Origin of the sequence: Phenylobacterium sp. (genome assembly GCF_004299445.1) — a bacterium.
GTDB lineage: Bacteria > Pseudomonadota > Alphaproteobacteria > Caulobacterales > Caulobacteraceae > Phenylobacterium.
The window spans coordinates 74,380-91,384 of record NZ_SCTC01000080.1 but is presented as its reverse complement, the minus strand read 5'-3'; the positions used below and the strand labels follow the sequence as shown (position 1 = coordinate 91,384).

19 protein-coding genes are annotated in these 17,005 nt (G+C 69.0%); 4 read left to right on the top strand and 15 right to left on the bottom strand.

All coding sequences use genetic code 11. From position 1 onward, the window contains the following. Both EPN98_RS22500 and EPN98_RS22495 read right to left on the bottom strand, forming a co-directional pair. Positions 1-2,124 (bottom strand): M13 family metallopeptidase, encoded by a 2,124-nt coding sequence (locus EPN98_RS22500; RefSeq protein ID WP_293365180.1) that lies wholly within the window; start codon positions 2,122-2,124, stop codon positions 1-3. A gap of 89 nt (positions 2,125-2,213) precedes the next feature. Next, a complete protein-coding gene (locus tag EPN98_RS22495) occupies positions 2,214-3,032 on the bottom strand; it encodes an acyl-CoA thioesterase domain-containing protein (protein WP_293365179.1) in 819 nt (272 codons plus the stop codon). Between the two features lie 153 nt (positions 3,033-3,185). On the opposite strand from EPN98_RS22495, the gene EPN98_RS22490 reads away from it, so the two are divergent. Then, complete coding sequence (locus tag EPN98_RS22490; RefSeq protein WP_293365178.1) at positions 3,186-3,593, top strand: hypothetical protein; 408 nt, start codon at positions 3,186-3,188, stop codon at positions 3,591-3,593. On the opposite strand, the gene EPN98_RS22485 is transcribed toward EPN98_RS22490, so the two are convergent. The 4 genes from EPN98_RS22485 to EPN98_RS22470 form a co-directional block, all read right to left on the bottom strand. Next, positions 3,590-4,342, bottom strand: coding sequence for an enoyl-CoA hydratase/isomerase family protein (locus EPN98_RS22485; protein WP_293365177.1), 753 nt, complete (start codon positions 4,340-4,342; stop codon positions 3,590-3,592). The two genes, EPN98_RS22490 and EPN98_RS22485, sit on opposite strands and share 4 nt — an antisense overlap. Further along, complete coding sequence (locus tag EPN98_RS22480; RefSeq protein WP_293365176.1) at positions 4,339-5,541, bottom strand: CoA transferase; 1,203 nt, start codon at positions 5,539-5,541, stop codon at positions 4,339-4,341. The genes EPN98_RS22485 and EPN98_RS22480 overlap by 4 nt, the downstream gene beginning before the upstream one ends. Next, a complete protein-coding gene (locus EPN98_RS22475) occupies positions 5,541-6,311 on the bottom strand; it encodes an SDR family oxidoreductase (protein ID WP_293365175.1) in 771 nt (256 codons plus the stop codon). Before EPN98_RS22475 ends, EPN98_RS22480 begins: the two co-directional genes overlap by 1 nt. A 64-nt stretch (positions 6,312-6,375) precedes the next feature. Beyond that, positions 6,376-7,047 (bottom strand): NAD(P)-binding domain-containing protein, encoded by a 672-nt coding sequence (locus tag EPN98_RS22470; protein WP_293365238.1) that lies wholly within the window; start codon positions 7,045-7,047, stop codon positions 6,376-6,378. Positions 7,048-7,080: 33 nt separating this feature from the next. On the opposite strand from EPN98_RS22470, the gene EPN98_RS22465 reads away from it, so the two are divergent. Then, a complete protein-coding gene (locus tag EPN98_RS22465) occupies positions 7,081-8,019 on the top strand; it encodes a LysR family transcriptional regulator (protein WP_293365174.1) in 939 nt (312 codons plus the stop codon). On the opposite strand, the gene EPN98_RS22460 is transcribed toward EPN98_RS22465, so the two are convergent. Beyond that, positions 7,995-9,395: an AMP-binding protein gene (locus EPN98_RS22460; protein WP_293365173.1), complete on the bottom strand. Its 1,401-nt coding sequence runs from the start codon at positions 9,393-9,395 to the stop codon at positions 7,995-7,997. The genes EPN98_RS22465 and EPN98_RS22460 overlap by 25 nt on opposite strands. A gap of 125 nt (positions 9,396-9,520) precedes the next feature. Between EPN98_RS22460 and EPN98_RS22455 the strand changes: the two genes are divergently transcribed. Beyond that, positions 9,521-10,801 carry an amidase gene (locus EPN98_RS22455; RefSeq protein WP_293365172.1) on the top strand — a complete coding sequence of 427 codons (1,281 nt, stop codon included), beginning with the start codon at positions 9,521-9,523 and terminating at the stop codon, positions 10,799-10,801. On the opposite strand, the gene EPN98_RS22450 is transcribed toward EPN98_RS22455, so the two are convergent. The 6 genes from EPN98_RS22450 to EPN98_RS22425 all read right to left on the bottom strand — a co-directional run bounded on the left by EPN98_RS22450 (position 10,798) and on the right by EPN98_RS22425 (position 15,219). Next, on the bottom strand, positions 10,798-11,502 hold the full coding sequence (locus EPN98_RS22450) for a phosphatase PAP2 family protein (protein WP_293365171.1): 705 nt from the start codon (positions 11,500-11,502) through the stop codon (positions 10,798-10,800). The two genes, EPN98_RS22455 and EPN98_RS22450, sit on opposite strands and share 4 nt — an antisense overlap. A 25-nt stretch (positions 11,503-11,527) precedes the next feature. Further along, on the bottom strand, positions 11,528-11,704 hold the full coding sequence (locus tag EPN98_RS22445) for a hypothetical protein (protein WP_293365170.1): 177 nt from the start codon (positions 11,702-11,704) through the stop codon (positions 11,528-11,530). 113 nt (positions 11,705-11,817) lie between these two features. Next, positions 11,818-12,960: an L-lactate dehydrogenase gene (locus tag EPN98_RS22440; protein WP_293365169.1), complete on the bottom strand. Its 1,143-nt coding sequence runs from the start codon at positions 12,958-12,960 to the stop codon at positions 11,818-11,820. Positions 12,961-13,014: 54 nt separating this feature from the next. Continuing rightward, the gene (locus EPN98_RS22435; RefSeq protein ID WP_293365168.1) at positions 13,015-13,749 is read right to left on the bottom strand and encodes a hypothetical protein; all 735 of its coding nucleotides are present in this window, start codon (positions 13,747-13,749) and stop codon (positions 13,015-13,017) included. An 11-nt stretch (positions 13,750-13,760) separates the two neighbouring features. Beyond that, a complete protein-coding gene (locus tag EPN98_RS22430) occupies positions 13,761-14,384 on the bottom strand; it encodes a helix-turn-helix domain-containing protein (protein WP_293365167.1) in 624 nt (207 codons plus the stop codon). Positions 14,385-14,463: 79 nt separating this feature from the next. Next, complete coding sequence (locus tag EPN98_RS22425) at positions 14,464-15,219, bottom strand: hypothetical protein (RefSeq protein ID WP_293365166.1); 756 nt, start codon at positions 15,217-15,219, stop codon at positions 14,464-14,466. A 176-nt stretch (positions 15,220-15,395) separates the two neighbouring features. On the opposite strand from EPN98_RS22425, the gene EPN98_RS22420 reads away from it, so the two are divergent. Then, a complete protein-coding gene (locus tag EPN98_RS22420) occupies positions 15,396-15,728 on the top strand; it encodes a hypothetical protein (RefSeq protein ID WP_293365165.1) in 333 nt (110 codons plus the stop codon). Between the two features lie 66 nt (positions 15,729-15,794). On the opposite strand, the gene EPN98_RS22415 is transcribed toward EPN98_RS22420, so the two are convergent. Together EPN98_RS22415 and EPN98_RS22410 are read right to left on the bottom strand one after the other, a co-directional pair. Beyond that, on the bottom strand, positions 15,795-16,466 hold the full coding sequence (locus EPN98_RS22415; protein ID WP_293365164.1) for a cytochrome b/b6 domain-containing protein: 672 nt from the start codon (positions 16,464-16,466) through the stop codon (positions 15,795-15,797). A 2-nt stretch (positions 16,467-16,468) separates the two neighbouring features. Next, positions 16,469-16,966, bottom strand: a complete 498-nt coding sequence (locus EPN98_RS22410; protein WP_293365163.1) for a cytochrome c — start codon at positions 16,964-16,966, stop codon at positions 16,469-16,471. Positions 16,967-17,005: the final 39 nt, after the last annotated feature.

Sequence of the window (17,005 nt, the reverse complement as noted above, 5' to 3'; positions counted from 1 at the left end):
CTACCAGATCTTCACGCGGTCGGCGGGCGCCAGGTACAGCTTCTGGCCTTCCTTCACGCCGAAGGCCGGGTACCAGGGATCCTGATTGCGCACGGTCAGCGCCCGCCAGGGCCCCGGCGCGTGAACGTTGGTCACCACCTGCCGCCGCAGCGCCGCCTCACGGAACTTCGAGCGGTAGTTCTGCGCCCAGCCGAAGTAGAAGCGCTGGTCGCCCGTGAAGCCGTCGATCACCGGCGCCGGCTGGCCTTTCAGCGAGAGCTTGTAGGCGTCATAGGCCGTGGCCAGCCCGGCCACGTCGGCGATGTTCTCGCCCAGCACCTGCGCACCGTTGAGGTTCAGGCCCGGCAGCGCCTCGTAGGCGCTGTACTGGTCGGCCAGTTTCTTGGTCTCGGCCTTGAAGCGGGCGAGGTCAGTCGGGGCCCACCAGTTCTTCAGGTTGCCGTTTTCGTCGAACTGGGCGCCCAGGTCGTCGAAGCCGTGGCTCACCTCGTGGCCGATCACCCCCCCGATCGCGCCATAGTTCACAGCCGCATCCGCATTGGGATCGAAGAACGTCGGCTCCAGGATCGCGGCCGGGAAGATGATCGAGTTCTGGCTGGGGGCGAACAGCGCGTTCACCGTCTGGGGCGACATGAACCACTCGCCGCGGTCCACCGGCTTGCCCAGCTTGGCGACGTTGCGCCGGTACTCGAACAGGCTGCCGCGCGCCCAGTTGCCGTAGGCGTCGCCGCGCACGATCTCGAGGCCCGAGTAGTCGCGCCACGTATCGGGATAACCCACCGAGACCCGGAAGTTGGCCAGCTTCTTCTTGGCCCGCGCCTTGGTCTCGGGCGTCATCCACTCCAGCTTGTCGATGCGCTGGTCGAAGGCCTTCAGGACGTTGGCCGCCATCTCCTGGGCCTGGGCCTTGGCCTCGGGCGAGAAGTGGCGCTCGACGTAGAGCTTGCCGATCGCCTCGCCCAGAGCGGCCGAGGTGTTGTCGACGCCGCGCTTCCAGCGATCCCGCTGCTGCGGCGTCCCGCTGAGCGCCGTGCCATTGAAGGCGAAGTGCTCGTCCACGAAAGCCTTCGAGAGGAAGGGCGCCCCGCGCTCCACGACGTGGAACGCCAGGTAGTCACGCCAGGCCTGGATCGGCTGGTCTCCGGCCAGCTTCGCCATGCCGGAGATCGCGGGCGCCTGCCAGGCGCCGAACCGCGACTGGCCGGCGAGACCCGCCGCGCCCAGGAACGCATCCCAGTCGAGGCCCGGGGCCTTCTTCGCCAGATCTGTTCGGGCCCAGACGGTGTTGGACTTCGCCACGTCCGAGCTCTCGTCCACCGACACGTGCGTCTTGGCGATCGCCGTCTCCAGCGCCATCACCCGCTTGGCCGCGCCCTCGGAGTCGGCGTAGCCGGCCAGCTTCAGCATGGCGGCCACGTGCGCGACGTACTTTGCACGCAGTTCCACGAACCGCGGGCTCTGGCCCAGGTAGTACTCGCGGTCGGGAAGACCCAGGCCGCCCTGCATCAGGTAGGCGCGGTACATCGTGGTGTCGTCGAGGTCCTCCGCCACCCACAGGCCGAACGGGCGGTCGGTGTAGAAGTTGGTGGCGTTCAGGGCGTCGGTGTCGGCCCGGATGCTGGCGCCCAGCACGCGCGCCAGGTCCTTGCGTGTCCGGATCGCGGCGATCTCGTCCAGCTCGGGCTTGAGCGGCGCGGCGCCCAGCTGCTCGATGCGCTCGGCGTCCATGAAGCTGGCGAAATAGTCGCCGATCTTGCGGGCCTCCGAGCCGACGGGCTGCTCGGTCTTGGCCATGTCCTCGATGATCGCGCGGGTGCGCTCCGAGGCCTTCTCGGCGATCACGGCGAAGGCGGTGATGTTCGCGCGGTCGGCGGGAATCTCGGTGCGATCCACCCACTTGCCGACCGAATGGCGGAAGAAGTCGTCGCCGGGCGCCACCGAGGCGTCCATCCCCGAGACGTCGAAGCCGAACGCCCCCACTTGAGCCTTGGGCCGCGGCGGCGCGGGCGGCGGTGGCGGCGGGGCTTCGGCGACAGGCGGCGGAGCCGGCGGCGCCGTGGTCGCACAGGCGGATACGAGGACAGCCGCGGCGGCGGCGGCGAACAGCGACGGGCGAAGCATCATCGGAAACGTGAACTCCCAGGCGGCCCCGAGGGCGCGCGAATCTGCCCGCTTCATACACCGGCCGTCCCGCAACGCGAGCGTGGCCGCGATCAGCGGTCCTCCGCCGTCTCCCGAACGCGCACGATCAGCGACTGGCTGGCCGTGGCCATCAGCTCGCCGTCCTGGGCGAACAGCGACATCGACCCGTGCGCGAAGCCGCCGTGGACGCCCGAAATCCGGATGTCGCACAGCACCCACTCGGTCGGCACGATCCGGCGGATGCGCAGCGTGTTGTCCAGGCTGTTGCCGCCGGCGTTCTTGCCGAGAGCGTTGCCCACGCCCTGGGGCACGAAGTCGGCCATCACCGCCAGCATCGCCGCATCAATCGCCAGGTCTTCCTTGGGCCGAGCCCACAGGACCGTGCGCCCATCCGGCTCGGCCGCGCCGTCGCGGTCAAAGCCCGAACGGCCCTTGGCGAAGCGCACGTCCATTCGCGAATGCACGCCCTCCTCCGACCCGCGCCAGTGCTGGCGTCCGGGGCAGTCATCGGGCTGAGGCACATCGGGCGCCTCGACCCACTGCTCCGAGAACGGGCTCTCCCGTGAGCCCAGCGCTGCGCTGACGGTGATGATCTCCTTATCGTCCACGTGGCTGATCGAGCGGGCCTGGGTGTTGTACTTGCCCTCGACCGGCGTCCAGACGTCGATGTCCACCACACTGCCCGGACGCGCATAGCCCAGGTACTGGGCCGTGGCGCAGATCAGGGACCGGCCGGTGGTGCGCTCCATGGCCGCGACCGCCGAGGCCATGCCCACGCCGCCGAACATGAACTCGTTGCCCGGCGGCCCCACGCAGATCCTGGGCTCAACGGGCAGGTACCAGCGGTGCGGATTGTGGGTCGGCGTGAGGTCGAAGAAGAGCTTTTCCATCGCGCCCTCCAAAAGCGCGACGGGGCCTCAGATGCAAGCCCGCCCCGCACGTGTCCTGCGACGATCTGCAACGCCTGCGGGAAGTCGAAAACCCCTGCCTAACCACACCCGTTAAGCCTGAAGTGAACCCTCAGGTTTACAGTGTTCACCCATATGAGCGTTCAACCCGTCCATATCCCGGCCCTGTGGCCCCTGAAGCGCCCGTTCTACATGCCGCTCGCGTTCATGCTGGGCGCGGTGGTGCTGGGGCTGTCGCTCACCCCGTTCGCACAGGCGTTCCTGCCGCGGGTGCTGCTGTTCTACGCGGGCACCAGCGCGGCCTACAGCCTCATGCCGTTCGTGCGACGCGGCGACATCCCGTTGGTGGCGGCGTGGGTGGTGCTGTTGTCGGAACTTGCGCCTTGCTTCGCCGGGCATCTGATGTCGCCGGCGAACGTGCTGGCCGACGCGCTTGGCGTCCTGATGGCCGCCGCTCCAATCTTCATTGCTCGCCAGCGCCAGGTTCTACAGGGCGACGTCCGCCCCGGCGGCCGCAGGGCCTCGGAGATCAGCGGCGTCTAGCTCCGCGTGAACACGGGATCTCTGCGCTCGCGGAAGGCCGCGATCGCTGCCTTGTGGTCGTTTGAGCGGCGCAGCACTCGCAGTTCGTCGGCCCAGATCTTCCCGGAGTCCTCGGGCGACAGGTCCAGGGCGCGGTGCGCCGTGCGCTTGGTAGCTTCCACCGACAGGGGCGCACGGGTGGCGATCCGCTCGGCGATGGCGATGGCGGCGGCCCGCAGGTCGTCCGGCGCATGCAGGCCGGTCACGAGGCCATAGCGCTCGGCGGTCTCGGCGTCGTGCGGCAGGCCGGTCAGCAGCATCGACTTGGCGCGGCTCTCGCCGATCAGGCGCGGCAGCCGGTAGGTGGACGCCATCAGCCCCACGTTCACACCGGCGCAGACGAACTTCGCCTCGGTCGACGCCAGCCGGATGTCGCAGCACAGCGCCAGCTCGAAGCCGCCGCCGACGCACCAGCCGTTCACGGCCGCCACGACCGGAACGCGGCTCTGCTCCAGCCGATCCAGCAGTCGCCCGAACCCCGCCAGGTCCTCACCCTTGCCGCTGACATTCTTCAGATCGTCGCCCGAGCAGAAGGCCCGCCCCTTCCCCGTCACGATCAGGCAACGCAGCCCGTCGTTGGTCTCCACCTGGTCCAGCGCCGCCATGAAGGTCTCGCGCATCTCCACGCCCAGCGGGTTCATGGGCGGGTTGTCGATGGTCAGCAGCATCACCGCCGGGCTGATCGTCTCGATATGCACCGTGCCCGTCACGCTGGAACCTCCCGCTGGACCGCCGCCGCCCCGCTGGCGATCAGCGCCTCGATCTCGTCGCTTGCGAAGCCGGATTCGGCCAGCACCTCGCGCGTATCCTGTCCGACCTCAGCCGGGCCGCGCGTCAGCCGGACCGGCGTGTCGTGCAGCTTGATCGGCGTCTTCACGAACCGGCGTCCGCCCGCCTCGCCCAGGAGGCCGCGCGCCTTGATCTGCGGATCATCCCACGCCTGAGCGATATCGTTGAGCGGACCCGCCGGGACGCCCTCGGCTTCCAGTCGCGCCAGCCAGTAGGCTCCCGGCTCGCGCGCCAGGACTCCTTCCAGCCGCACCTGCAACGCGTCGCGGTTCTTCATCCGCCCCGACGGACTGTCGAAGCCCGCCTCGTCCGCCAGTTCCGGCGCCTCGATGGCCCGACAGAAGCGCGACCAGAGCCGTTGACTGTTTACACCCACCACGATGTGACCGTCGGCGGTCTTCAGGGGTTCGTAAGGCGCAGCCAGCCGGTGGCGCGCCCCGTTGCGCTTCGCCACCTCGCCGGTCGACAGGTACATGCCCGTCTCCCAGATCGTGTAGGCCAACGCCGACTCAAGCAGCGATGTCTCCACGTGCTGGCCCTTGCCGGTCGCGTTCCGGCTCTGCAGCGCCGCCAGCACCCCCACCGCGGCGAACACTCCGGCGTTCAGGTCCGAGATCGGCACCGCCGTCGAGCACGGGACCTCGCTGCCCGCCTCGCCCACGAAGCTCATGATCCCGCTCATCGCCTGGGTGACCAGATCGAACCCGCCCCGCCCGCGATAGGGACCATCCAGCCCGAAGCCCGAGACGGAGCAGTAGACCAGCCGCGGGTTGATGGCGGCCAGCTGATCGTAGCCCAGCCCCATGCGGTCCAGGGCGCCCGGCCGATAGTTCTCGACGAACACGTCGGCCGTCTCGGCCAGTCGTCGGACGACGTTCGCGCCGGCCTCGGTCGAGAGGTCCAGCGCGATCGCTCGCTTGTTGCGGTTGACGTGATCGAATGCGCGGAAGGCGTCGGCGCGAAGCCCCAGCATCCCGCGGGTCGACTCCCCCGCCGGCGGCTCGATCTTGACGACATCGGCGCCCAGGTCGGCCAGCACCATCGAACAGTAGGCGCCGGCGATGACGTGGGTGCAGTCGAGGACCTTCAGCCCCGCCAGGGCGCCCACAGGATCGGGCATCAGAAGTTGGCCCGGCGCGAGATCGCCCCGTCGACCACCATGTTGATCCCCGTCGTGAACGCCGAGCGCGGACTGGCCAGGAACACCGTCGCCGCGGCGATCTCCTCCGGCGTCGCCATCCGGCCGGTGGGGTTGCGCTTGATCATCTGGTCGAAGAACTGCGGCATGCCCGCCTTCACGTTCCCCCAAACGCCGCCCTCGAAGAAGACGGTCCCGGGCGAGACCACGTTGCAGCGGATCTTCTTCGGCGCGTTCTCGCGCGCCACGCCCTTGGCATAGTGAATCTGGGCCGCCTTCATCGCGCCGTAGGAGCTGGGGTTGTCCGCCTCGGCCGCCGAGATCGATGAAGTGATCAGGAACGCAGCGTCGCCGTTCTTCTCGGCCGCCTTCTCCAGGAACGGCTTGGCAGCCTCGAACGTGCGCACTGCGCCCATGACGTCGACGTCGAACATCGCCTTCCAGCTGGCCTCGTCCGAGCCCTGGACCAGGGCGCTGGCGTTGGAGACCAGCACATCGATGCCGCCCAGCGCTTCGCCGGCCGCCGTCACGAACGCCTTGATCGCCGGCCCATCGGCGATATCGACCGCCTGGCCGAACGCCTTGACGCCCTTGGCTTCGAGCTGCCGCACGGCGTCGGCGACCTGCGCCGGGTTGCGCGCGCAGATGGCGACGTTTGCGCCTTCGTCGGCGAGGCACTCGGCGATCGACCAGCCGATGCCGCGGCTCGCGCCGGTGACGACGGCATTCTTGCCCTTGAGCTGCAGGTCCATCCCGTTCCTCCATGTGTTGGAGGCGGACCCTGCACGAACTGCCGCCGCGGGAACAAGGCCCTCCTTAGCGGCGATGCATGAGCGCGAAGGCGGAAGTGTCTGGCGCCCCTCGTACGGCGACCTGGTTGATCCAGACCATCGCGTAGGGTTCCAGCAGGCGGGCCATCCTGAGCCCGCCGCAATCCAGAGGCTCAAAGCCCAGGTCGGCCACAAGGCCCATGACCTCGATCTTGCGGCCCTCGTCGTCGCCGGCCACGAACATGCTGGGCGCCGTGGGATAGCCGGTGGCGGCGTCCATCACCCTGTATCCGACCTGGTTCATGGTCTTGAAGACGCTGGCGCCCGACGCCAGGCGTTGCACCTGCTCGCCGCCTGAATCCGTGAAGCCGATGGCCAGCGACAGCCCGTCCGGGCCGAACGCCAAGGGATTGGTCGCATCCAGGATCAGTTTGCCAGCGACGTCGCCGAGACTCGCGACGGCGTCTTCGATAGCCGCCCACGGCACAGCCAGGGCGATCGCCGAGGCCGCCCCGGCAGCCTCACGGTTGCTCGCCACCGCGAAGCCCTGCGCTCTCAGCGCGGCGTGCTTGGCGGCGCTGGGATCACTGACGCCGAACACGATGTCGTGCCCTGCCCGCGTCCAGCCCCTAGCCAGGGCGCCGCCCACCGCGCCGGCGCCAATGATTGCAATTCGCATGCTTGATCTCCGCTTTGCCCGGACGCTAGCGAGGACCATCATGAAGCCAAGCGAATTGGATTCATCCAGGTAATGAACACTGTCGATATCCGTCGATTGGACTTCACGCTGCTGCTAGTCTTCCAGACCGTGCTTCAGACCGGTCGCACGACGCTCGCGGCCCGCCGGCTCGGTTTGAGCCAATCCGCCGTCAGCCACGCGCTGGGCCGCCTTCGCGACGCCCTCGGCGATCCTCTGTTCCTGCGCCGCGCCAACGGCCTGGAGCCCACCGAAGCCGCGCGCCAGATCGCGCCGCGGGTGGCCGCGATCATCGCGATGGCGGAAGACGTGCTGGGCGGGCGATCGGCCTTCGATCCCATGGCGAGCGATCGCATCTTCCGGCTCGCGGCGAACGACTACGTGGCCAGCCTGCTCGGCCCCGCGATCAGGGCCCGGCTGGCGGCCGGTGCGCCCCGGGCCGGGATCTCGATCCGGTTCGCCGTCGGCGCCGCCGCGGTGGAGGCGGTGCGAAACGGCGAGGTCGATCTGGCGCTCGGCCGGTTCGGAGCCCAGCCGGACGACATCGAACCCCTACGGTTAGGCGCCGAGGGCTACCTGCTGGGCGCCCGGCGCGGCCATCCCGCGGTCGCCGCGCCCCTGGACCTGGGCGGCTACCTCGCGCTGGAGCACCTGCTGGTCTCGTTCCGCGGTGACTTTCAGGGAACGGCCGACCTGGCCCTTTCGCGGGTGGGAGAGCGCCGGCGGATATCGGCTTCGGTCCCGATGTTCCTGACGGCATTCGCACTGGTTCGCGACAGCGACCTCGTCGTCACCGCGCCCGCGCGGTTGCTTCATGCCTTCGCTCCGGCCTTCGGACTCGAGCTTCGGACGCTGCCCTTCGAAATGCCCGAGTTCGATGTTCAGCTGCTGACGGCCCGCAGCCGCGCCGCCGCTGAGGGGCGGGACTGGTTTGTCAGCCTGGTGCGCGACGCCTGGGCCGATCTCGATCAGGCGTCGAACAAGGTGGCGTAGGTCTGGCGCAGCAGGTTCTTTTGCACCTTGCCCATGGCGTTGCGGGGAAGCTCATCCACGAAGACCACCCGCTTGGGCGCCTTGTAAGCCGCAAGCTGCCGCCGCGCCTCGGCGATCATGGCGGCCTCGTCGCCCTTTCCCATCACCACCGCGACCACGCCCTCGCCGAAATCCTTGTGCGGCACGCCGATCACAGCGCTCTCGGTGACGCCGGGCAGCTCGTCCAGCACCAGCTCCACTTCCTTGGGATAGACGTTGTAGCCGCCCGAGATGATCAGGTCCTTGGCCCGGCCCGAGATCCAGACCCGGCCATCGGCGTCCTGCCGCCCGACGTCGCCCGTGATGAAGAAGCCGTCGGCGGTGAACTCCTCGGCGGTCTTCTCCGGCATCCGCCAGTAGGCCGAGAATACACTCGGCCCGCGGATCTGGATGACGCCCGTCTGCTCCCCGCCCCCGATCCGCAGCTCGACGCCCGGCAGCGGATAGCCCACCGAGCCCGCAATGCGGTCGCCGTCCAGCGGGTTGGTGGTGATGATCACCGCCTCGCTCATCCCGTAGCGCTCGAGGATGCGCTGACCCGTGCGCGCCTCGAACTCCGCGAACGTCGAGGGCAGCAGCGGCGCCGACCCGCAGACGAACAGGCGCACGCCCTCGGCCTTGGCGCGCGTGAAGCCGGGGTTGTCCAGCAGGCGCGTGTAGAAAGTGGGCACGCCCATCATGACGGTGGCCCGGTCCAGACCCGACAGCACGTCGGCGTCCGCGAACTTCGGCAGCCAGACCATCGGGCAGCCGCTAAGCAGGGCGCAGTGGAGCGCCACGAACAGGCCGTGGACATGGAAGATCGGCAGGGCGTGCAGCAGCACGTCGTCGGGCGTGAAGCCCCAGGCCTCGTGCAGCGCCAGCGCGTTGGCCGCCAGCGCCCCGTGGCTCAGCATCGCCCCCTTGGACCGCCCGGTGGTGCCCGACGTGTAGATCAGCGAGGCCAGGTCGCCATCCTCGCGGGGGACGCTCGCCGCCATCGGCGGCTGGGCCCGGGCCTCAGCCACCCAGGCCGGCGGGTCGGTGATGAACACCTTGGGCTCGGCGTCGCCAAGGAAGTAGTCGACCTCGGCGGCGGTGTAGGCCGAGTTCAGCGGCAGGTAGACCGCACCGGCCTTAAGGACGCCCAGGTAGACCATGATGGACTCCGGGCTCTTCTCGGCCTGCAGCGCCACCCGATCGCCGGGCCCGACGCCGCCGGCCGAAAGTCGCCCCGCCACGTGCGCCGCGCCGGATTCCAGTTCGCCATAGCTGATCGCCCGTCCATCGCTGAGCAGGAAGCAGGGCTTCGAACGGTTGGCCGGGAAGCGGGCGGCGAGAAGGTCGTAGAGGTTCATATTCCTCCCTTAATGGGCAGGGACGGGCCGCGAAAGCGGCTGCGGCGGCCACGGACGCCGCGCTCGGCTTCCCCCACATCCCCTGCTCGCTTTCACGAGTTGCCCCTGCCCATTAAGGGAGAGAGATGCGCCCCACTGAAGCCCTCGCCCGCATCCGCCGCTATGGCGGCCGCCTCAAGGCGTTCGTGCAGGTGTTCGACCCGCCGCTGTTCGGCGAGGATGACGATGGGCCGACGGTGGCCATCAAGGATCTGTTCGACGTCGCGGGTGTGCCGACCGGGGGCGGCGCCCAGGTCCCGCTCGATCCCAGCCCCGCGCGCCACGCCCTGGTCGTGGAACGCCTGCTGCAAGGTGGCTACTCCGCCGTCGGCAAGACGCACACCGTCGAGCTGGCCTATGGCGGCTGGGGCACGAACCGGGCGGTCGGCGCGCCCTGGAACCCCTGGGACGCCAAGGTCCATCGCGCCCCGGGCGGGTCATCCTCCGGCTCAGCCGTCGCCGTGGCCGCCGGGCTCTGCGATGCGGCGCTGGGCAGCGACACGGGTGGATCGGTGCGCATCCCGGCCGCCATCTGCGGCGTGGTGGGGCTGAAGCCCGGCCGCGGGCTGGTCAGCCTCAAGGGCGTCCACCCGCTCAGCCCGTCGCTCGACACCGTCGGAACCCTGGCCCGCGACGTGACCGCAGCCGCCCGCGCGCTCGCCGTGATCTCGGGCCCGGACGGCGACGCCGCCGTGCGCCACCCCTTCGACGCCGGGCACGCGCTGTCCGCCGACGTCCGAGGCCGGCGCCTGGCCGCCATCCCGATCGAGGGGCTGGGCGAACTCCATCCCGAGGTGGCGCAGCTCTACATCGAAGCGCTTGAGCGCCTACGCAGCACTGGGGTCGTCATCGACATGATCCAGCCGCCCCAGGCGCTGGAGACGTCGTTCACCCCCAACGGCCTGCTGATGGCCGGCGAGGGCTGGCGCATCTGGAAAGATCGCATCGAGGCGCACGCCGAGGTCATGGACCCCTGGATCGTTCGCCGGTTCCAGGCCGGCCGCGACGTCTCAGACGCCCGGCTTGCTCAGGCCCATGCCGAACGCGCCGCCGGACAGGCCGAATTCCATGCCTGGCTTTCCCAGTACGACGGCCTGCTCTCTCCGACCTGTCCGATCCCTGCCCCACCGTTGGACACCATCGACGAGACCACCTCGCCGCTCAGCCGCCTGACGCGAGCCGCGAACTACCTCGACCTGCCGGGGATCAGCGTGCCTTGCGGCCTGACCGACGAGGGCCTGCCGGTCGGACTGCAGATTCTGGGACGGCCCCGGGACGAGACTTCGGTGGTGGCGCTGGGCGCCGCCTTCGAGCGCGTGTCGGGCTGGAACGGACAGTCTCCAGACCTGAGCGGCTTCGAGCCTTAGCCGGCGCCCCGCGTCTGCCCGCCCAGCAGGCGCAGCGCCAGCCATCCGACCAGCGCCCAGCCGGCGCCCAGGCACCAGCCGGCCAGCACATCGCTGGGCCAATGGACCCCCAGGTAGACGCGGCTGAAGCCCACGCTCACGACGATCAGCGCCGCCAGCGTCAGCGCCAGGGCCTTACTGCGCCGCTTCATCTCCAGGCTGGCGATCAGCATGGCCAGCGTCAGAAACGCCGCCGTCGACATTGTCGAGTGACCGCTCGGAAAGCTGCCCGTGTAGACGTACACCTCATGCGGCACGAGGTCCGGCCGGGGCCGGCTGAACAATCCCTTGGTGAACTGGCTCGACGCCCAGGCGGCCACCACCGCGCCAGCCATCACCACGGCGTGGATCCGCTTCTTGTGGAAAACGAAGGCCAGCACAGCGACGAGGGTCACCACGACGACGAGGGTTGTGCCCCCTAGGGCGGTGATGTCGCGTACAGCTTCTTCGACGCCGTGCGATCCGATGGGATCGTTCAGGTCGCCTGGCGAACGCAGCGCCAGTATCAATCGACTATCGATGTCCCGGGTTTCGCCCTCGGCCATCTCCTCGGCGATGCCGAGGAAGGCCAACAGGGTCGCGGCGACCAGGAACAGCCCGATAAGGACGCGCGCCTCGAACCGCTTCAGAATCGTCCAGACACGCGGGAGGATGTTCGCCATCCTCAGAGACTAGCGGGTATCGCGATCAGGCCGCCAGCCCGTCGCCCACGCCGCTCAGCAACTGTTCGACCGCCGCCTGCGCCGCCGACTGGGTCGGATGCACGCCCTTGGCGACCGTCACGCCCTCTTCGTCATAGACGCTCCATCGCCAGACATCGTCGTCATGGCTGAGCGAATACGCGAACGACTGACTCTCAAGCATGCCCGTCCTCCGATGACCCGGCGGGATGAACTCGCAGGAAACCAAACGGTTTCGCACTGCACAATCGCATTCGCGTTATCGGCGAATCCGAGCGCTCGGCGCCTGCCGAACCCTCAGTCCCGGTCCAGCAGCGTCTTTCCGGCTGTCGTCACGTCGGCGCAGCCGGTGAGGATCATGGCGACGGCCAGTTCGGCCCGCAGTGTGCCCAGCATCTTCTCGATCGCCGTCTGCCCGCCTGCGCCCAATGCCCAGGCCCAGGGCCGTCCGACGAAACAGGCCCGCGCGCCCAGGGCCAGCGCTTTCAGAACGTCGAGTCCGGAGCGGATGCCGCCGTCCATGTATATCTCGAGGTCGCCGCCGACGGCGTCGGCGATCCGCGGCAGCGCGGAGATGGACGACTTGACGCCGTCCAGCTGGCGGCCGCCATGGTTCGACACCACCAGCCCCTGGGCGCCGGCCTTCACCGCGTCGCGGGCGTCCTCGACGTCCAGCACGCCCTTTATGACGATCGGTCCGTCCCAGTTCTCCCGCACCCAGTCCAGGTCCTTCCAGGTCACCGAGCGGTCGAAGTTGCGTGAGATCCAGGCCAGGAAGTCGGTGACCCGTCGGCCCTCCTTCACGGCGTCCTGCACGGTGCCCAGCGTATGAGGTCGGCCATGGACGAACAGGTCCCAGGTCCAGGCAGGGTGCGTGATCCCCTCCCAGGCCTGGGTCAGCATCGCCTGCATCGGCGTGGCCCCTGTGAAGCCCGAGCGAATGTCACGGTAGCGCGAACCCGGCAGCGGCAGATCCACCGTAAAGACCAGAACCGGACAGCCGGCGGCCTTCGCCCGGCCCAGAAGGTCCTTCATGTAGCCGCGGTCCTTCAGCATGTAGAGCTGGAACCAGGGCGGCGTGCCCGTCGCCGCCACTTCTTCGATCGAGCAGACGCCGACGGTCGACAGGCAGAACGGCACGCCCGTGGCCGTGGCCGCCCGGCTGGCCTGGACCTCGCCGCGATGGCCGTACATGCCGGCCATGCCAACCGGCGACAGCCCCACCGGCATCTTAAGGGTCTGGCCCAGTGTCTCGACCGACATGTTGAGCTGGGTCATGTCGCGCATTACCCGCTGTCGCAGCGCGATCGCTTCCAGGTCGGCGACGTTCCGGCGCAGCGTCTCCTCGGCGTACGACCCGCCGTCGATATACTCGAAGAAGATGTTGGGCAGCCTGCGCCGCGCCAGCTCGCGATAGTCCGAAACCGAAGCTACCCGCATCCGCACAATCCTCCCGCCGGGAGGTTGTGGAGCGCTATGGACGGGCGTGCAAGGTCACGTGCAGGGCGCTTCGCGCGGCGGCCCGTAGCGATCGTCCCACCAGGACTGCCAGCGCGCCTCAAGGTCCGAGAACTCCGCGCCCGGCAGCCCGTACGTCGTCAGGATCAGCGCCCCGCGGCCGTCCGGCGAGGTCTCGGTGACCGACTTGTCCGTGACGATCAGCATCCCGTTCCCCCACTGTGGGACCGTGAAGCCGAACTGCCAGGGCGTGCGATGCCAGGCTTGGCCCTGCACGGTCTCTCCCGTTGGCAGCGTCACCGTCAGGCGTTGGCCCGGCGGCGTGTCGGACAGATCCGCGAGCCCCAGCGCGGCCATCGGCGCCTGACCGCCCGGCTTGGCTGACCCCTCCAGATATAGGGTCCGCCGCGGCCCCAGATCATGCTGTTCCATGGCCAGCTTCAGCTGCTGTACGAAGCTGATCCAGCCTTCGGTCATGTCCTCGTAGACGCCGTCCCAGCTATCCGTCTCGGCCACGGTGCGGACCACCCGCAAGACGGTCTCGCCGCCCTGGTCGATGAGTTCGAACCGGTCGTTCACGCCCTCGAAGAACAGCACCCTGGCCGCCTCGTCCCGCTTGGCGTGGGTGACGAATATGTACTCGACCTCGTCCTTCAACCCGTCGGCGTCCCAGCCGAACCAGTTGTAGATCTTGGCCGGATCGCCGATCGCGTCCCAAACGGCGTCGGCCGGCGCGGCGATGGTCACTTCTACGAGCAGGCGATCGGGCATCGTGCGCTCCGTCAGTTCAGGGGCCTGGGTTCGGTCAGGGCGCCGACGGCGGGGTGGCCCGCCGCAGTCAGGCGGTAGCGCCGACGGACGCCTTCGGCGGGATACGACTTGGCCAGTTCCGTGACCGCCTGCGTCAGCTTCTGCGTGAAGGCGTCGTACTCGGCGGGGCTCGCAAAACCGATATCGGCTTCGACGGTGATGGTCAGCAACCGGGATCCTTCCCGCTCGGCCTCGCCGCGCATCCGACCGACCTCGTGCACGATCCGCGCCGCCGTCTGCACCAGATGCGCGGCCGAGTGCTGGTCCTGGGCGCCGACGGCGGCGGGGGCATGGTCGCCGATCAGCATCGGATCGATCACCAGCGCGCGGGCTCGCGCCAGGTAGAGGGTCTCGGTGAAGCCACGCTTGCGGCGCGCGCCGACCTCGACGATCAGGCCCGCCGCCTCCAGAACCTTGAGATGGTGGCGCACCTGCTGTCGCGGCAGCTCCAGAGCCTCCCCCAGCCCTGCCGCCGACATCGGTTCCGTCAGGCGCTCCAGCAGACGGCGGCGAAGAGGCGACAGCGCCACGCGGGCGGCCGCCGCCTGGTCCACGAAATCCAGCGCAGTTCTTGAGTCGGGCTGAGCGTCCGTCATGCGTCGAACCTCCAATAGACAACTTATTTTGTCAATTAGGCCGAGCACAACGCGTCTGTTGCGCCGACTCCTGACGCGATCAGGCTTTGACGGCTTCCCCCGCCGGCGCGGCCGCGGGCGCCCTCAGCGCCATGGTGATCCAGACCTGATGGCCTCGGGCCATCAGCCGGCCCTCGGCATCGAAAAGCGCGACCCCGGCGATCTCCTTGCGGCCTTCGCGGACGATCGGCCAGGCGAGCACGATATGCTCCTGGCCGGCCCGCGGCGGAACCACGACTTCCCCGGTCATGGTGCCCAGCAGCGCGCCGTGGCGACCTTCCTTCTCGACCCAGGCAAAGAACCCGGGACAGTCGAGGGCGGCCCAGACGACCTCGGTCGGGATCGTGCCGTCCGCCTGCGCGAACGCAGCGTGGGGGGTCCAGACGCAGGCGACGACGCCTGGGTCGGCGCCCGCCAGCTGGCCTGGGAACACGCGCAAGCCGTCGCCCTCCTCGCGCGCAGTCCCGCAGGTGAAGCACACGGGGTGGACACGCTGGGTATGGCCGAGATACCCGGCCATCGCCCCGCGCGCCTGCTCCAGCGTAGGCGTGACGGGCGGGTCTGGCAGCTCCTGGGTCGAGGGTCCGCCCTGCGCGATCAGGGTCTCGTCGGCGCCGGTGAGGACCCGGGCGCCGTCACGGGTCGCCACTTCGAGCTCTGTGTCCAGGGGCACCAGAGACCGGATGACCGCCGTCACCGGGCCATCGAACGCCTTGGCCAGAACCCCACAGACGTAGCCGCCATTGCCGGAGTTGGGCGGGCCGCGAAATTGGCCGCCGATCGTGATCTTGCTCAAAATTCAAAGCTCACTGGAAATGGAACAGGTTCAATGGGGGTGCTTTCCCACGCTGACGCTGCGCCAGGAAAGTCAAATTCCGTCATCGCGGCGTTGGACGCGGCGGTCGGTCGCGCTAAAGGCAGGGAATAGACCGCGCGCAACGCGGAATCGGACACCATCGACGGAGACACTTGGTGAGCGACCGGATCGAACGCCCCTGGGCCCTGATGCGTCACCACGCGGGCTGGGCCGATGTCTTCCACATCGACAGCGAGTCGAACGATTCGATCACGGGCTTCTATCCCGACCGCGAAACGGTGGGTCCGCCGGTGAACTACTCCACCCGCGCCGTACTGGCCCGTTACCCCACGCTTGAAGCCGCCCGGTCGGCGCGCGAAGGCGCGGTCTCGGAGTGGCGCAAGCACGACGCCGCCGTCCGCGACGCCGAGTCCAAGCTGCGCGAGGCCGAAAAGCTGCGCGAAGATGCCTGGCTCAACTCTCTCCGCGACGCCGCCGAGCGCAGCTGAGGCCCTTCCGGCGAAGCGGACGCCCGTCGCCGGCAAGACGCACGGCGCGCGACGCCGTCGCGAGGTCTAGAAGCGTAGCCCCTTCGACAGCGCCCAGGCGATGGCGCCGGCCAGCGCGACGCCCAGCGCAAGACGCCACCAAGGCGCCGCGGCCAGCCCGGGGTCGCTCGGCAGCGCGCGCTTACCGGTGATCATCGGACCGATAAGGTCGGTCCGCTTCCACACAAGGTAGAACAGCACCGCCAGGACGTGCAGCACCACCAGCCCCTGTAGGACCCGGAAGGTGAGCTCGTGGATCTCGGCGATCTGGCGGCCGGTCTCGAAGCTGACGCGGTCCGACATCGGCCCGGCCTCGAAGGCGTCGATGTCGACCGCGAACAGGCCGGTGCCCACCTGCGCCAGCAATACGACCAGAAACGCCAGGACACTGAGAGCCCCCAGCGGGTTATGGCCGGGCACGTCCGAGGGATCGCGCCGTCCCACGGTCTTCAGGTAGCCGAGGATCGTCGCCGGCCCCCGCACGAAACTCGAAAACCGCGCCGCGCCGCCCCCGGCGAACCCCCACCAGATGCGGAAGATGACCAGGCCGATGATGGCGTAGCCGCTCCAGCGGTGCCAATTCAGGTGATCCTCGGACGACCACCATGAAAAGGCGATCAGGCCCACCAGCAGCCAGTGGACGAGCCTGACGGGCCCGTCCCAGAGCTTGTAGCGGCCAGCGACGGCGGGCTCTGGCAAAGTCAGCCCTTCTTTTCTTGCCGGAACTTCTCGTGACAGCCCTTGCAGGCCATGAACGTGGGGCGAACCTGGGCCTTGATGGCGTCGATGTCGCCGCTTGCCGCCACGGTGTTCAGCTTGCCCGCTTCGGTGCGGAAGTTGGAGGCCGCCGCCGTGAAGCCGGCCGCATCCGTCCAGATCTCGGCCTTGGCCTCGCTCATCGGCCGGGCCTGCACCCCACTGCCGCGCGGGAACCAGGTCGGGAGCGCTGCGGCCGAAGCATTGATGGTCTTGGCGTTGGCCGCCAGGACCGCCTTGTCGGGCGAGCCCTTGCGCAGCTCGTCGTTCAGGCCCTTGAACGCCGCGCCCAGCTTCTCGAAGTTCACATGCCGTGCGTACGCCGCCTTCGTCGCCGCGTTGGCGTTGGCCGGCATCTTGTCGTCATGGGCGAACGCACCGCCGGCGGCGATGGCCGCTCCGATCCCGAACGCAGCGGCCAGGGCCGCACCTTTGCTCATCATCGCCGCAAGCTTTCCTGTTCCTACTGTCGCAGTGGAGAT

What these genes read in the sequence shown, in the direction of transcription:
- EPN98_RS22410 (WP_293365163.1), bottom strand. Translation starts at nt 16,966, where the DNA reads ATGATGAGCAAAGGTGCGGCCCTGGCCGCTGCGTTCGGGATCGGAGCG.
- EPN98_RS22450 (WP_293365171.1), bottom strand. Translation starts at nt 11,502, where the DNA reads ATGGCGAACATCCTCCCGCGTGTCTGGACGATTCTGAAGCGGTTCGAG.
- EPN98_RS22480 (WP_293365176.1), bottom strand. Translation starts at nt 5,541, where the DNA reads ATGCCCGATCCTGTGGGCGCCCTGGCGGGGCTGAAGGTCCTCGACTGC.
- EPN98_RS22500 (WP_293365180.1), bottom strand. Translation starts at nt 2,124, where the DNA reads ATGATGCTTCGCCCGTCGCTGTTCGCCGCCGCCGCCGCGGCTGTCCTC.
- EPN98_RS22455 (WP_293365172.1), top strand. Translation starts at nt 9,521, where the DNA reads ATGCGCCCCACTGAAGCCCTCGCCCGCATCCGCCGCTATGGCGGCCGC.
- EPN98_RS22465 (WP_293365174.1), top strand. Translation starts at nt 7,081, where the DNA reads ATGAACACTGTCGATATCCGTCGATTGGACTTCACGCTGCTGCTAGTC.
- EPN98_RS22470 (WP_293365238.1), bottom strand. Translation starts at nt 7,047, where the DNA reads ATGGTCCTCGCTAGCGTCCGGGCAAAGCGGAGATCAAGCATGCGAATT.
- EPN98_RS22460 (WP_293365173.1), bottom strand. Translation starts at nt 9,395, where the DNA reads ATGAACCTCTACGACCTTCTCGCCGCCCGCTTCCCGGCCAACCGTTCG.
- EPN98_RS22435 (WP_293365168.1), bottom strand. Translation starts at nt 13,749, where the DNA reads ATGCCCGATCGCCTGCTCGTAGAAGTGACCATCGCCGCGCCGGCCGAC.
- EPN98_RS22495 (WP_293365179.1), bottom strand. Translation starts at nt 3,032, where the DNA reads ATGGAAAAGCTCTTCTTCGACCTCACGCCGACCCACAATCCGCACCGC.
- EPN98_RS22430 (WP_293365167.1), bottom strand. Translation starts at nt 14,384, where the DNA reads ATGACGGACGCTCAGCCCGACTCAAGAACTGCGCTGGATTTCGTGGAC.
- EPN98_RS22490 (WP_293365178.1), top strand. Translation starts at nt 3,186, where the DNA reads ATGAGCGTTCAACCCGTCCATATCCCGGCCCTGTGGCCCCTGAAGCGC.
- EPN98_RS22445 (WP_293365170.1), bottom strand. Translation starts at nt 11,704, where the DNA reads ATGCTTGAGAGTCAGTCGTTCGCGTATTCGCTCAGCCATGACGACGAT.
- EPN98_RS22475 (WP_293365175.1), bottom strand. Translation starts at nt 6,311, where the DNA reads ATGGACCTGCAGCTCAAGGGCAAGAATGCCGTCGTCACCGGCGCGAGC.
- EPN98_RS22440 (WP_293365169.1), bottom strand. Translation starts at nt 12,960, where the DNA reads ATGCGGGTAGCTTCGGTTTCGGACTATCGCGAGCTGGCGCGGCGCAGG.